General features: G+C 68.7%; 11 protein-coding genes. 9 read left to right on the plus strand and 2 right to left on the minus strand.

What is annotated here, in order from left to right:
• Positions 1 to 322: 322 nt before the first annotated feature.
• The 9 genes from VG561_RS17150 to VG561_RS17190 are packed head-to-tail and all read left to right on the plus strand — an operon-like array spanning position 323 to position 12,674.
• Positions 323 to 1,954: a TldD/PmbA family protein gene (locus VG561_RS17150; protein WP_032957606.1), complete on the plus strand. Its 1,632-nt coding sequence runs from the start codon at positions 323 to 325 to the stop codon at positions 1,952 to 1,954.
• A gap of 30 nt (positions 1,955 to 1,984) precedes the next feature.
• Entirely contained in the window at positions 1,985 to 3,619 is a 1,635-nt protein-coding gene (locus tag VG561_RS17155; RefSeq protein ID WP_014645477.1) for a TldD/PmbA family protein, read from the plus strand.
• A 21-nt stretch (positions 3,620 to 3,640) separates the two neighbouring features.
• Positions 3,641 to 4,975, plus strand: coding sequence for a TldD/PmbA family protein (locus tag VG561_RS17160; protein ID WP_423179828.1), 1,335 nt, complete (start codon positions 3,641 to 3,643; stop codon positions 4,973 to 4,975).
• Complete coding sequence (locus VG561_RS17165) at positions 4,975 to 5,682, plus strand: DUF4159 domain-containing protein (RefSeq protein WP_032957605.1); 708 nt, start codon at positions 4,975 to 4,977, stop codon at positions 5,680 to 5,682. Before VG561_RS17160 ends, VG561_RS17165 begins: the two co-directional genes overlap by 1 nt.
• Before the next feature lie 16 nt (positions 5,683 to 5,698).
• Positions 5,699 to 6,682 carry an AAA family ATPase gene (locus VG561_RS17170; RefSeq protein WP_423179829.1) on the plus strand — a complete coding sequence of 328 codons (984 nt, stop codon included), beginning with the start codon at positions 5,699 to 5,701 and terminating at the stop codon, positions 6,680 to 6,682.
• Positions 6,683 to 6,689: 7 nt separating this feature from the next.
• Positions 6,690 to 7,586, plus strand: coding sequence for a DUF58 domain-containing protein (locus VG561_RS17175; RefSeq protein ID WP_423179830.1), 897 nt, complete (start codon positions 6,690 to 6,692; stop codon positions 7,584 to 7,586).
• On the plus strand, positions 7,583 to 8,704 hold the full coding sequence (locus VG561_RS17180; RefSeq protein ID WP_423179831.1) for a BatA domain-containing protein: 1,122 nt from the start codon (positions 7,583 to 7,585) through the stop codon (positions 8,702 to 8,704). Before VG561_RS17175 ends, VG561_RS17180 begins: the two co-directional genes overlap by 4 nt.
• The gene (locus tag VG561_RS17185; RefSeq protein WP_423179832.1) at positions 8,701 to 10,869 is read left to right on the plus strand and encodes a hypothetical protein; all 2,169 of its coding nucleotides are present in this window, start codon (positions 8,701 to 8,703) and stop codon (positions 10,867 to 10,869) included. The genes VG561_RS17180 and VG561_RS17185 overlap by 4 nt, the downstream gene beginning before the upstream one ends.
• Positions 10,866 to 12,674 carry a hypothetical protein gene (locus tag VG561_RS17190; RefSeq protein ID WP_423179833.1) on the plus strand — a complete coding sequence of 603 codons (1,809 nt, stop codon included), beginning with the start codon at positions 10,866 to 10,868 and terminating at the stop codon, positions 12,672 to 12,674. Before VG561_RS17185 ends, VG561_RS17190 begins: the two co-directional genes overlap by 4 nt.
• A gap of 59 nt (positions 12,675 to 12,733) precedes the next feature.
• Here the strand turns inward: VG561_RS17190 and VG561_RS17195 are convergent, their stop codons facing one another.
• Both VG561_RS17195 and VG561_RS17200 read right to left on the minus strand, forming a co-directional pair.
• A complete protein-coding gene (locus VG561_RS17195) occupies positions 12,734 to 13,408 on the minus strand; it encodes a hypothetical protein (RefSeq protein WP_049404222.1) in 675 nt (224 codons plus the stop codon).
• 40 nt (positions 13,409 to 13,448) lie between these two features.
• Positions 13,449 to 13,967, minus strand: a complete 519-nt coding sequence (locus VG561_RS17200; protein WP_032957598.1) for a hypothetical protein — start codon at positions 13,965 to 13,967, stop codon at positions 13,449 to 13,451.
• Positions 13,968 to 14,112 lie beyond the last annotated feature (145 nt).

The following is a 14,112-nucleotide window of genomic DNA, read 5'->3' on the forward strand; positions in this document are numbered from 1 at the left end:
CCCCATGGGTGAGGGCGCTTTGCTTGCGAAGCACTGCTTCGCAAGCGCCCGAACGCACAGCCGCCAGCGGCTGGGCCGGACCCCGGAGGGGGGTTTACGGCGTGTCCTGCCCACCCACACCGCGCCGCCATCCCTCAGCAAGCCCGCTGTTGCTGTGGCTGTTGCTCCGGCTCTGAGCAGGTGCAGGGCTGCAAGCCCTGCCGAAACACCCCCAACCATGACTGCAGTCACTTGCCCGGATGCCCCGCGCTGGCGAAAGTCGAGTGGTTGACGATCGGCTCGGCCCGTTGCCGGCCGCACGCAAGCGAGAGAGAGAAACGCTGTGCAACGACGTGAGTTCCTGGCTTTTTCCGGTCTGGGCCTGGCGGGCCTGCTGCTGCCGCATTCCCGTGCCATCGCCGCCGAGCAACTGCTCGCCCCGGTCGACACCCTCCAGCGCAGGCGCCTGGCGGACGTGGCGCTGGCCACCGCACGCACGGCCAAGGCCAGCTACTGCGATGTGCGCATCGGCCGCTACCTCAACCAGTCGGTCATCACCCGCGAGCATCAGGTCGGCAACGTGACCAACCGCGAATCGTCCGGCGTGGGCGTGCGGGTGATCGTCAACGGGGCCTGGGGCTTCGCTGCCACCCACCAGCAGACCGAGGCCGCCGTACGCGCTGCGGTCGAGCAGGCGGCCGCGATCGCCCGCGCCAACGCCAGCATCCAGACCCGGCCGGTGCAGCTGGCGCCGACGCCGCCGGTCGGGGAGGTGCGCTGGCAGACCCCCGTCCGCAGGAACGCGATGGCGGTGCCGATCCAGGACAAGGTCGAACTGCTGCTGGCCCTCAATGCCGCCGCGCTGGATGCGGGCGCCGACTACATCAATTCCACCCTGTTCCTGGTCAACGAACAGAAGTACTTCGCCTCCAGCGATGGCTCGTTCATCGACCAGGACATCCATCGCATCTGGCTGCCGTTCACCGCCACCGCCATCGACAAGGCCAGCGGCAGGTTCCGCACCCGCGCCGGCCTGTCCTCGCCGATGGGCATGGGCTATGAGTTCCTCGATGGCGATGCGCGCGGCAAGGTGCACCTGCCCGGTGGCATCACCGCTTACCGCGATTCCTACGACCCGGTCGAGGACGCCATTGCGGCCGCCCGCCACGCGCGCGAGAAACTGAAGGCGCCGTCGGTGAAGCCCGGCAAGTACGACCTGGTGCTGGACCCGTCCAACCTGTTCCTGACCATCCACGAAAACGTCGGCCACCCGCTGGAGCTGGACCGCGTGCTCGGCTACGAAGCCAACTACGCCGGCACCAGCTTCGCCACGCTGGACAAGCGCGATGCGGGTTTCCGCTGGGGCAGCGACATCGTCACCTTCTTCGCCGACAAGACCCAGCCGGGCAGCCTCGGTGCGGTCGGCTACGACGACGAGGGCGTCAAGACCCAGCGCTGGGACCTGGTGCGCGACGGCATCCTGGTCGATTACCAGGCCACCCGCGATGAAGCCCATATCCTCGGCCGCGATGCATCGCATGGCTGCAGCTACGCCGATTCCTGGTCCAGCGTGCAGTTCCAGCGCATGGCCAACGTCTCGCTGGCGCCGGGCAAGCAGCCGCTCAGCGTCGAGGACATGATCAAGGACGTGGAGAACGGTATCTACATCCACGGCCGGGGGTCGTACTCGATCGACCAGCAGCGCTACAACGCACAGTTCGGTGGCCAGCTGTACTACCAGATCAAGGACGGAAAGATCGCCGGCATGGTCGAGGATGCGGCCTACCAGATCCGCACGCCGGAATTCTGGAATGCCTGCACGGCCATCTGCGATGAACGCGATTTCCGCCTGGGCGGTTCGTTCTTCGACGGCAAGGGCCAGCCCGGCCAGGTCTCGGCGGTCTCGCACGGTTCGTCCACCACCCGCTTCAACGGCATCAACATCATCAACACCGCGCGCAGTCTCGGCGCTTGAGCCACCCATCCTTCGACATGGAGAGCAGCCTTGCAAAGACGTGACTTCCTGGCCCTGACCGGGCTTACCGCGGGCGGGCTGATCGTGCCCTCCTTCTTCGGCAAGGTGATCGCCGCCGAGCAGCTGCAGTCCAGCCTCGACCCGGCATTGAAGAAGCGCCTGGCCGACGCGGCGCTGCAGGCGGCGCGCAGCGCCGGTGCCACCTACTGCGACGTGCGCATCGGCCGCTACCTGCGGCAGTTCGTGATCACCCGCGAGGACAAGGTGCAGAACGTGGTGAACACCGAGTCCACCGGCGTGGGCATCCGCGTGATCGTCAACGGCGCCTGGGGCTTTGCCGCCACCAACGCACTGGGTACCGCCGACGTGGCCAGGGCCGCGCAGCAGGCGGCGGCCATCGCCAAGGCCAATGCCGGCGTGCAGACCGCACCGGTGCAGCTGGCCAAGGCGCCGGGCGTGGGTGAGGTGAGCTGGCGCACGCCGATCCGCAAGAATGCGATGGAGGTGCCGATCAAGGACAAGGTCGGCCTGCTGCTGGACGTCAACGCTGCCGCAATGGGCGCTGGTGCCAGCTTCGTCAACTCGATGCTGTTCCTGGTCAACGAGCAGAAGTACTTTGCTTCCACCGATGGTTCCTATATCGACCAGGACGTGCACCGCATCTGGGCGCCGATGACGGTCACCGCCATCGACAAGAGCAGCGGCAAGTTCCGCACCCGTTCGGGCCTGTCCTCGCCGATGGGCCTGGGCTACGAGTACCTGGACGGCGCCGCCGCCGGCAAGGTGGTCAGCCCGAATGGCGTGGTCAACTACAGTTCTTCCTACGACATGAAGGAAGACGCCATCGCCGCCGCCCGGCAGGCGCAGGAAAAGCTGAAGGCCCCGTCGGTGAAGCCGGGCAAGTACGATCTGGTGCTCGATCCGTCGCATACCTGGCTGACCATCCACGAGTCGATCGGCCACCCGCTGGAACTGGACCGCGTGCTCGGCTACGAAGCCAACTACGCCGGCACCAGCTTCGCCACCCTGGACAAGCGCGAACAGCATTTCCAGTACGGCAGCGAGCTGGTCAACATCTTCGCCGACAAGACCCAGCCCGGCAGCCTCGGCGCGGTGGCATACGACGATGAAGGCGTGAAGTGCAAGCGCTGGGACCTGATCAGCAACGGCAAGCTGGTGGACTACCAGACCATCCGCGACCAGGCCCACATCCTCGGCAAGACCGAGTCCGACGGCTGCTGCTATGCCGACTCGTGGTCCAGCGTACAGTTCCAGCGCATGGCCAACGTGTCGATGGCACCGGGCAAGACGCCGCTGAGCGTGCCGGACCTGATCAAGGACGTGGAGAACGGCATCTACATCATCGGTGATGGCTCGTTCTCGATCGACCAGCAGCGCTACAACGCGCAGTTCGGCGGCCAGCTGTTCTACGAGATCAAGAACGGCCAGATCACCCGCATGCTGGAAGACGTGGCTTACCAGATCCGCACGCCGGAGTTCTGGAACGCCTGCACCGCCGTGGCCGACGAACGCGACTACCGCCTGGGCGGTTCGTTCTTCGACGGCAAGGGCCAGCCGGGACAGGTCTCGGCGGTCTCGCACGGCTCGTCCACCGCGCGCTTCAACGGCATCAACGTCATCAACACCGCACGCAGCCTCGGCTGACCGGTCAGGAGCCCTTACACCATGAGTATCTTCACCGAAGCCCAGGCCAAGGCCATCCTCGACAAGGTCATCGCCCTGTCCAAGGCCGACGAGTGCACCGCCGTGCTGGCCGGCGCGATCAGCGGCAACATCCGCTTCGCGCTGAACAATGTCTCCACCAGTGGCATCGTCGACAACACCGAACTGGCAGTCACCGTCGCCTTCGGCAAGCGCGTCGGCACCGCCTCGATCAACGAGTTCGACGATGCCGCGCTGGAACGCGTGGTGCGCCGTGCCGAAGACCTGGCCCGCCTGGCCCCGGAGAACCCGGAGTTCATGCCGGCCATCGGCAAGCAGAGCTACCGCGCCAGCCCCACCTTCAGCGAATCCACTGCTGCCATCGATCCGGCGTTCCGTGCCAAGGTCGCCGCCGATTCGATCGCCCCGTGCCGTGGTCACGGCCTGATCGCCGCCGGCTTCCTCGAGGACGGCCAGGGCTTCCAGGCCACCGCCAACAGCAACGGCAACTTCGCCTACCAGCGCACCACCAACTTCGATTACACCTGCACCGTGCGCACTGAAGATGGCCGCGGCTCGGGCTGGGTCGGCCGCAACCTGAAGGATGCGGCCGACTTCAAGGCCGACCAGGACATCCACATCGCCATGCGCAAGGCCACCGAGTCGGCCGAAGCCAAGGCGCTGGAACCGGGCAAGTACACGGTGATCCTGGAGCCGGCCGCAGCGGCAGGCCTGATCAGCTTCATGATGAACTTCTTCAGTGCGCGCTCGGCCGATGAAGGCCGCAGCTTCCTGTCGAAGAAGGGTGGTGGCAACAAGCTGGGCGAGCAGGTCTACGACCCGCGCGTGACCATGATCGCCGATCCGTGGCATCCGGACGCACCGGTGCTGCCGTGGGACAACGAAGGCCTGCCGCGCGAGCGCATGGCCATCATCGAGAACGGCAAGATCGCCAACCTGGACTACTCGCGCTTCTGGGCGCAGAAGCAGGGCAAGACCGCCAAGGCCTCGCCGGGCAACCTGCTGATGAGCGGTGGCGACAAAAGCACCGCCGAGCTGGTGCGTGGCACCCAGAAGGGCATCCTGGTCACGCGTACCTGGTACATCCGCATGGTCGATCCGCAGACGGTGCTGCTGACCGGCCTCACCCGCGACGGCACCTTCTACATCGAGAACGGCCAGATCAAGCACCCGGTGAAGAACTTCCGCTTCAACGAGTCGCCGGTGATCATGCTCAACAACATCGAAGAGCTGGGCAAGCCGGTGCGTGTGGCCGGTGATGAGTCCAGCTACGTGATGATGATCCCGCCGATGAAGCTGCGCGATTTCACCTTCACCTCGCTGTCCGACGCCGTCTGATGGATCGCCGGGCCTGCCTGCGCTGGTTGGCCGCTGCCGCTTCGGCGGCGGCGCTGCCGGCCTGGGCACAGGCAGGCCCGCGCAGTTCGCGCTACGACTTCTGGTTCACCCGCCTGCAGTACGACTCCGGTGACTGGGACGTGGACGCGCGCATGCCGTCCAACCTGATCACCTCGCTGATCGACTACACCTCGCTGCGCGTGGACCCGCAGGAGCACGTGGTGGCACTGGCCGACCCGCGCATGCTGGAAGCGCCGTTCTGCTACCTGGCCGGCCACACGCTGGTGGAGTTCAATGCCGCCGAGCGGCAGAACTTCGTGCGCTATGTGCGCAATGGCGGCTTCGTCTTCGTCGACGACTGCAACCACGATATCGATGGGCTGTTCGCCACCTCGTTCGAGGCACAGATGGGCCGCCTGTTTGGTCCCAGGGCACTGCAGAAGCTGCCCAACAGCCACCCGCTGTACCGCAGCTTCTTCCGTTTCCCCGATGGCCCGCCGGCCACCAGCTTCGAACTCAACGGCTGGGGCGACGACCTGGTGCACGACTACCTGAAGGGCATCGAGATCGATGGCCGCCTGGGGCTGCTCTACAGCAACAAGGACTACGGCTGCGAGTGGGACTACGACTGGCGCAACAAGCGTTTCCTGGCCGAAGACAACACCCGCTTCGGCGTCAACATCGTGATGTACGCGTTGAACAATTGATAGGACCGGCACGCCCATGACTTCCCCCGACCTCGATTCCCTGTTGCCACGCCTGGATGCGCTGCGCGCCACGCTTGCACGCGCCGTGGTGGGCCAGCACACCGTGGTCGAGCAGCTGCTGATCGGCCTGCTGGCCGGCGGCCACTGCCTGCTGGAAGGCGCGCCCGGGCTCGGCAAGACCCTGCTGGTGCGCTCGCTCGGGCAGGCGCTGGAACTGCAGTTCCGGCGCGTGCAGTTCACCCCCGACCTGATGCCCAGCGACATCCTCGGCACCGAGCTGCTGGAGGAAGACCACGGCACCGGCCATCGCCATTTCCGTTTCCAGCAGGGCCCGATCTTCACCCACCTGCTGTTGGCAGACGAACTCAACCGCACCCCGCCCAAGACCCAGGCCGCACTGCTGGAAGCGATGCAGGAACGCACGGTCAGCTACGCCGGCACCACCTACGCACTGCCGGCGCCGTTCTTCGTGCTGGCCACACAGAACCCGATCGAGCAGGCGGGCACTTACCCACTGCCGGAAGCGCAGCTGGACCGCTTCCTGCTGCACGTGCTGGTGGATTACCCCAGCGAGGACGAGGAGCGGCAGATCCTGGAACAGACCACCGGCGGCGCCACCGACGCGGTGCCGAAGGTGATGGATGCAGAGGCGGTGATCGCGCTGCAGGCCGCCGTACGCCAGGTGCATGTCAGCCCGGATGTGCTGGCCTGGATCACCCGCCTGGTGCGCGCCAGCCGCCCAGGCGAAGGCGCACCCGCCGCGATCAACCAGTGGGTGAAGTGGGGCGCGGGCCCGCGCGCCGGACAGTCGCTGGTGCTGGCGGCAAAAGCGCGCGCATTGCTGCAGGGCCGCTTTGCCGCCACCCGCGAGGATGTGCAGGCACTGGCCGCGCCGGTGATGCGCCATCGCCTGCTGCTGTCGTTCGCCGCCGAGGCCGAGCAGAAGCGTGCCGACGACGTGGTCGCCGCCCTGCTGCAGGCCGTGCCGTTCCCGGGTTGAGCCACCCGTGAACGCCGGTACCCCGCTGACCTTGCCACCGGAACTGCGTGCGCGCCTGCGCACGCTCCGCGTGCGGCCACGCCTGGCCAGTGGCGCCAGTGGCATCGGCCAGCACGCCAGCCGCAGCCGCGGTGCCGGCCTCGAATTCGCCCAGTACCGTGCCTACGAACCAGGCGATGAGCTGCGCCAGATCGACTGGAAGCTGTATGCACGCTCGGACCGCTTCTTCGTGCGCGAATCCGAACGCGAAAGCCCGATCACGGTCTGGCTGCTGCTTGATGCCACCGCCTCGGCCGGCCAGGCCGATCGCGCGGCACCGCAGCGCACCCGCCTGGACCACATGCGCGGTGTGGCCGCCTGCGTGGTGGAACTGGCCCTGCAGCAGAGCGACCGTTTCGGCCTGCTGGCGATCAATGGCGATGGACTGCAGTTGGTGCCCGCAGCGAACGGCGCACGCCAGCGTGATCGCGTGCACCTGCAACTGCATGCACTGCAGGCGCGTGGCGGCTGGCCTGTGGCCGATCGCCTGCGCCCGCTGTGGGAGCGCGTGCGCCCGGGCGATCTGCTGCTGGCGATCGGCGACGGTTTTGACGAGGCCGGCATTGTGCTGCTGGAACAACTGGCCAGCGCACGCCGCGAAGTGGCACTGCTGCAGATCCTCACCGCCGACGAGCGGGACTTCCCGTTCGGCGCAGGCCATCGCTTCCGCGATCCGGAGACCGGCGAGGAACTGCTGGGCGATGGCGCGGCGATCCGCACCGACTACCTGCAACGCTTCGCTGACGCACGCAACGCATTGCAGTCGCGCCTGCAGGCCAGCGGCATCGCCAGTGCCACTGGCTGGCTCGACCAGCCGCTGGACCAACCACTGCAGGCACTGTTTGGCCGCAGGGGCGGCGCATGACCCTGCTGTTCCCGTTGGGCCTGGCCGCGCTCGCTGCAGGGTTGCTGCCGCTGCTGATCCACCTCGCCCGCCGCCATCCGTACACACCGCTGGATTTCGCCGCGCTGCGCTGGCTGCGTGCACAGATCCGGCCGCGCCAGCGCATCCGCTTCGATGACTGGCCGTTGCTGCTGGTGCGCCTGCTGTTGCTTGCCGCGTTGGCCTTGCTGCTGGCACGACCTGCATTGACCGGGCCTGCGCCAGCCCTCACTGCGTGGACGGTCGTAGCCCCAGGGCTGGACGCGACCGCACTACGCGGCACCGCCGAAGCGGGCAACTGGCATTGGCTGGCGCCCGGCTTCCCTGCCATTGATCAAGTGCCACCCGCGTCCACGGCTTCCCTGCCCAGCCTGCTGCGCGAACTGGACGCACAGCTGCCTGCGGGCACCGCATTGACCGTGCACGTTCCCGATCCCCTGCCCGGCCTGGACGGCGCACGCCTGCAGCTGTCGCGCGAGGTGCAGTGGCGCCCGCAGCCGATACCGGTGAGTGAGCGACCGAGTGCCGCAACGTTGCCGCGCCTGCGCGTGCACAGCGATGCTTCGGCCGCCGTCCAGCACTGGTTGAATGCACTGCAGCGCGCGTGGGGCAGGCAGGCGCCGCTCGCGCCTCTGGTGGCGGATGCGCTGCCCGAACGCGGCGAGATCGGCGTGTGGAGCCGCACTGGCGCACTGCCGGCGAACTGGCAGGCGTGGCTGCAGGACGGCGGACGTGTAGTGACTGCCGGCAAGCCTGCCGCCGAGGCCAGCATCCTGCTGCGCAACACCGAGGGCTCCCCGCTGCTGTGGCAGCAACGCATCGGCCACGGTGTCCTGCTGTCTCTGCCCGGCGACTGGGATGCCTCAGGCAACGCTGCGCTGCGCGATCCGCAGTTGCCACGCGCGCTGCTGCTGGCTCTGCAGCCGCCTCCGCTGCCACGCCTCGGCGATGCCCAGGACCAGGCCCCCCGCCAGGCAGCACTGCCTGCGGCAACGCCGCCGCTGCGCAAGCTCACCCCGTGGTTGCTGCTGGCCATCGTGCTGCTGTTCGCGCTGGAACGCTGGATGGCCAGCAGTCATCGACGCAGGGGGCCCGCATGAACACCCTGCAGCTCGCCTGGCAGCACGCGCGCCGCCGCCGTGCGCTCGTCACCCTGCTGCTGGGCCTGCCGTGGGCGCTGGCCGCAACGGTGCTGGCGCTGCGCCTGGCGGGCTTCGATATCGCCTGCGTGATCGGCACCATCGGCCTGCTTGCCTGCGCAGCGCTCGCCACGGCACGCTCCCGCCAGCTGGACCCGCAGTGGTTGCAGCGCCAGCTCGATGGCAGCGGCGCCAGTGAGGACAGTGCCGACCTGCTGTTTGCCGATGCGCTTACCCTCAATCCGCTGCAGCAGCGCCAGCGCGCGCATGTGCTGGCCACGCTGGAACGCGCGATGCCGGAACTGCGTCCGCGCTGGCCGCGTGGAGCATTGGCGCTGTGCTGGATCGCAGGCCTGGCCATCGTTGCGCTGGCATTCGGCTGGCCACGTTCCAGCCCCGGCTCCGCGCCGGCCCGTGCGTCGGCGCCTGGCAGCACGGCTGCCGCGGGCCCACTGCACCTGCAGTCCACCCGCATGCGCATCGACGCGCCGGCCTATACCGGCCAGGCCACGCTCACCCAGAACGCACTGGATGCCAAGGTCGCCGCCGACAGCCGGCTGTCGTGGTCGTTGCGCTTTGATCGCGCACCGGACAAGGCATGGCTGCAGTTCCACGATGGTCGCCGGTTGCCGCTGAACGAACACGATGGCCAGTGGCAGGCACAGGATGTGGCGCGCACGCCGGTGCTGTACCGCGTGGTGAGCGAGCCGGCGTTGGCCGGAACCGACCTGCATCGTCTGGACGTGGTCGCCGACCGCGCGCCCGGCGTACGCGTGCTGGAGCCGGCCGCCAGCCTGGTGCTGGGCACGCCCGGGCAACGCCAGTGGTCGTTGCGCTTCGAGGCCACCGACGACTACGGCGTAGCCGCGCAGGCAACGCTGTCGGTCACCACCACCCAGGGCAGCGGTGAGAACATCACCTTCGTGAAACGCAGCGTGACGCTTGCCGGCAGCGGCGAAGCCACCGCGCGGCGTTTCGCCCACACGCTTGATCTGGCTGCGCTGGGCGCGCAACCGGGCAACGATGTCATCGCCCAGCTGGAAGTGTGCGACAACCACGCGCCAACGCCGCAGACCGGGCGCAGCAGCAGCGTGATCCTGCGCTTGCCTAGCGCCGAGGTTGCACTCGGTGCCGAACTGGAAGGCCGCATCAAGAAGACCCTGCCGGCCTATTTCCGCAGCCAGCGGCAGATCATCATCGATGCCGAGGCGTTGATCCGGCAGCGACGCAGCCTCGCCGCCGAGGACTTCGTGAAACGCAGCGATGCGATCGGTGTCGACCAGCGCATCCTGCGCCTGCGCTATGGCCAGTTCCTGGGCGAAGAAAGCGAAGGTGCACCGAAGCCACCGCCGACCAGCGACCTGCCCACCAGCGATGCGCCGACCGCAGACAGCCACGACGACGAACACGATCACGACCATGGCGCCGAGGCCGGTGCGCACGACGCGCATGGCCACGACCACGGCGGCAAGGCGTCCAATGCCGATGCGCCACCGGTGTTCGGCAGCGCCACCGATGTGCTGTCGGAGTACGGCCACACCCACGACCATGCCGAGGCCGCGACCCTGCTCGACCCACAGACCCGCGCCACGCTGAAGGCCGCGCTGGACCAGATGTGGTCGGCCGAAGGCGAGCTGCGCCAGGGCCGTCCGGAGCAGGCACTGCCGTTCGCCTACAAGGCACTGGGGTTCATCAAGCAGGTGCAGCAGGCCGAGCGCATCTACCTGGCACGGGTGGGGCCGGAGCTGCCGCCGATCGATGAAGGCCGCCGGCTGGGTGGCGATCGCGCTGGGCTGGCCAGCCGTGAACTGCCGTTGGCCGCCCGCACCCCGCCCGATCCGGCCATCGTCGAAGCGTGGCAGCGCCTCGGCGATGACACCAGCGTGCCCGACCTCGACGCACTCGCCAGCTGGCAGCAGCGCAATGCCGCCTACCTGCCCGACGCACTCGATCTGGCTGCCGCCATCGAGCAGCTGCGCATCGAACCCGGCTGCCGCGACTGCCGCCAGCGCCTGCGCGCACAGGTATGGCGCGCGCTGCAGCGACCCCTGCCGCAGGCAATGCGGCGCAACGCCGCCGATGCGATGGGGCAGCGGTACCTTGATGCGCTGGAGGTGCAGCCATGAACGCCTCCGCTGTGAACCTGTGGATTGCGCTGGCACTCGTCCTGATCGTGGTCATCGCCAGCGTGCGCCAGCTGCGTGGCAATGCCGCGCGTCGTGGCCGCCAGTGGATCGTGATTGCGCTGCAGCTGATCGCTGCCACGCTGCTGTACTTCTGCCTGGTCCCGCCCACCGGCCAGCAACCCGCGGTCGGCCTGGTCGTGCTGGGAATCGATGCCGACAAGGCCGGCGCGCTGCCGGCCAGCGCAGGCCCGCGGCTGCTGTTGCCTGAGGCTGCCGATGTGCCTGGGGGCCAGCGCGTGCCGGACCTGGCCACGGCGCTGCGCCAGCATCCGGCTTCCACGCTGACGCTGGTCGGTGCCGGCCTGGTCGCGCGTGACCGCGACGCGGTACTGCCACGCGACGTGCGCTGGCAGCCGGTAGCTCCGACGCGCGGGTGGATCGCGCTGCAGCCACCCGCCGACACCGCGCCCGGCGCACGCTTCGACGTGCATGCACAGGCGCGCGGCGTCGCCAAGGCCAAGGCGGAACTGCTTGACCCCGCCGACAGCGTGGTCGATCGCGTGGACGTTGCCGAGGACGGTCACGTGCAGCTCAGCGGCATCGCCCGCGCCGAGGGCCGCAGCGTGTTCCAGCTGCGCCTGCTCGATGCCGGCGGTCATGTGGTGGACAGCGCGCCGGTACCGCAGCAGACCCTGCCGGCGGCACCGCTGCGCATGCTGGTGCGTGCCAGTGCGCCGGGCCCGGAGCTGAAGTACCTGCGCCGCTGGGCCGCCGATACCGGCATCCGCGTGCAGGTACAGGCCGATACCGGGGCAGGTGTCAGCGTGGGGGATGGCGCGGTCGCGCTGGATGCAGCGTCACTCGCGCGCAGCGATCTGTTGCTGCTGGACGAGCGCAGCCTGACCGCATTGAGTGCCGGCCAGCTGGCTGCCGTGCGGCAGGCGTTGCGTGACGGCCTTGGCGTTCTGTTGCGTAGTGCAGGCGCACCTGCAGCCGGCGCGCGCCAGCGCCTGCAGGATCTGGGCCTGCCGGTGCAGGGCGATGGCAGCAGCCACGCCCTCGAACTTCCCGGCGACGGCGACAGCGCGGTCCTCGCCGCACGACGCGGCCCGCTCGCCGCCGGAACGCTGCCGACCGGCTACGGCGAGGAGGCTGACCGCAGCTCGCACAGTGCGCCCCTGCCCGCGCTGGAAGCACTGGCGCTGCAGGCGCCAGGCAGCAACGCCCTGCTGCGGGATGGGACGGGCAAGGCCGTCGGCGGCTGGCGCGCGGTCGGCAAGGGCCGCATCGGCCTGCTGCCGATCACCGACAGCTGGCGCTGGGTGCTGGCCGGACGCGATGATCGCCACGGTGAACTCTGGAGCAGCGTCGTCGCCACGCTGGGGCGTGCGCAGGGCAGCGGTGATGCGCTGTGGTCGCCGCAGACGCTCGGCTGGGCGGGCGAACGGCAGGCGCTGTGCGGCGTGCAGGCGCCACTGCAGGTCTTCAACGCGCGCGGAGACAGCGTGCCCCTGATCGTTGACGGCGCAACGTCGACCCTGCGCTGCGCCGGCTGGTGGCCGCGCGAGGCGGGTTGGCAGCGCCTGCAGCACGGCGACACCACGGTCTGGCGCTATGTGTTCGACCCGAAGGCCGCACCTGCACTGCACCAGCAGGCGATGATCGATGCAACCACGCGGGCGTTGTCCGTCAGCGGGCCGACGAACACGGCGATGATGCAGCCCGTGCCGGGCTCGCGCTGGCCCTGGTGGCTGGCGTTCACGGTGTGCGCTTCGCTGCTGTGGTGGCTGGAGCGGCGGCGCTGACCCGGGGTCGGATCCCTTTCGCCCGCGACAGGGCTCTGACCCCCTCCGTCATGCGTCCTTCAACGCGTGCCCGCGCGCCGGTAAACGCCGTTGAAGCGCACGTTCATGCCACCGCATTCGCTGTTGTCGGCCACGATCAGCACCTCGCCCAGCGAGTGCACGCGCACCCGGCACGTGTCCTCGACGAACTCGACATCAGCACCACGCGGCGTCGCGCGCGCTTCCACCTGGCCCATGTTCGGGCCATACGGGCGCTGTTCCGGCGTGGGGTTGGCAGAAGGCCAGTAGGCGTCGCCATCCACATGCAGTTGTCCACCCTGCACGGTGATGCGCAGGCCGTTGTCGCCGTCTTTCCAGTGGCCCACCCAGTCCTGCAGCGTTGGCACGGCCACCGGCAACGGCTGCAGCTTGCTGCGGTCCACCCAGCCGGCGCTGCCGCCCACCTTGTTCGGGAAGAACGCACAGCGGTAGCGGCCAAGGTCGCGACCGGTCACCACCGTATCGCCGTTGACCACATAGCTGCGCTGGCGGCAGGCCGGTTCGCCCTTGGCGGGGCACCCGTCCATGTCGCCGAGCAGATACAGGCGCGGTGCGTCGACCACCCGCGCCAGCGCGAACCGGCTCTGTTCGGAGGGGAACGCGCCATTGCGGCACGCGCCATCACCGGCGATGCCGGCAGCAAAGGCGGACGCGGGCAGCAATGCAGCCAGCAGGCAGAACGAACGCAGGAACATGGCAGCGCTATCGGTTGAGGAACCGGCAGGATATACCGGCCTACTTCACCGGCGGTGCATCACCGGCATCCTGCTGCTGGGAGAACCGCAGCGCACGCTGCCGCTGTTCGGCACTGAGCTCAGGCGGTGGCCGGGCGATGGCGGACTGGATCTGGTCGGGGCCACCGGTGAGCTTGTTCAGGCCCCGGCCCGCCGCCAGCACGCCCTTGACCACGCCCATCATGATGTAGCCGCCGCCCATGCTGACCTGCTCCGGTGACGGTGGCTCGCTCCAGTCGCGGCTGAAGCGGTTGTCGCCGAACTTCACCGGGTTCTTGAAGCGGTACAGGTCCAGCGGCTCGTCGTCGGGCTTGAGTGCACGCACCTCGCCGAGGGTGGTGACGTTGTCCTGCGGCAGGGCGGTGGAGATCGGCGCGGTGGCTGCTGCCGGGGCATCAGCAGGGGGAACGGGTGCAGGATCGGGCACCGATACCGGCGCGGCCTGCTGCGCCTGCGCGATGCCGGCCAGCAGCATGCCGGCCAGGAGTGCTCCCTGCGTTCCACGTCGTGCCACAGCCATCCGCCCTGTTGGTTGCGTCCAGCGCCCAAGGATACGGATGCCGGCTTCAGATTTCGTTGCTGCACTGGCAGCTGTTCAGCCAGGGGAGATGCGGCGGCGCCACGGGACGCGAGCACTGAACGGTTCACGCCCTCCGTGTGCGATG

Source organism: Stenotrophomonas sp. CASM110 (genome assembly GCF_049384345.1).
Taxonomy (GTDB): Bacteria; Pseudomonadota; Gammaproteobacteria; order Xanthomonadales; family Xanthomonadaceae; genus Stenotrophomonas; species Stenotrophomonas muris.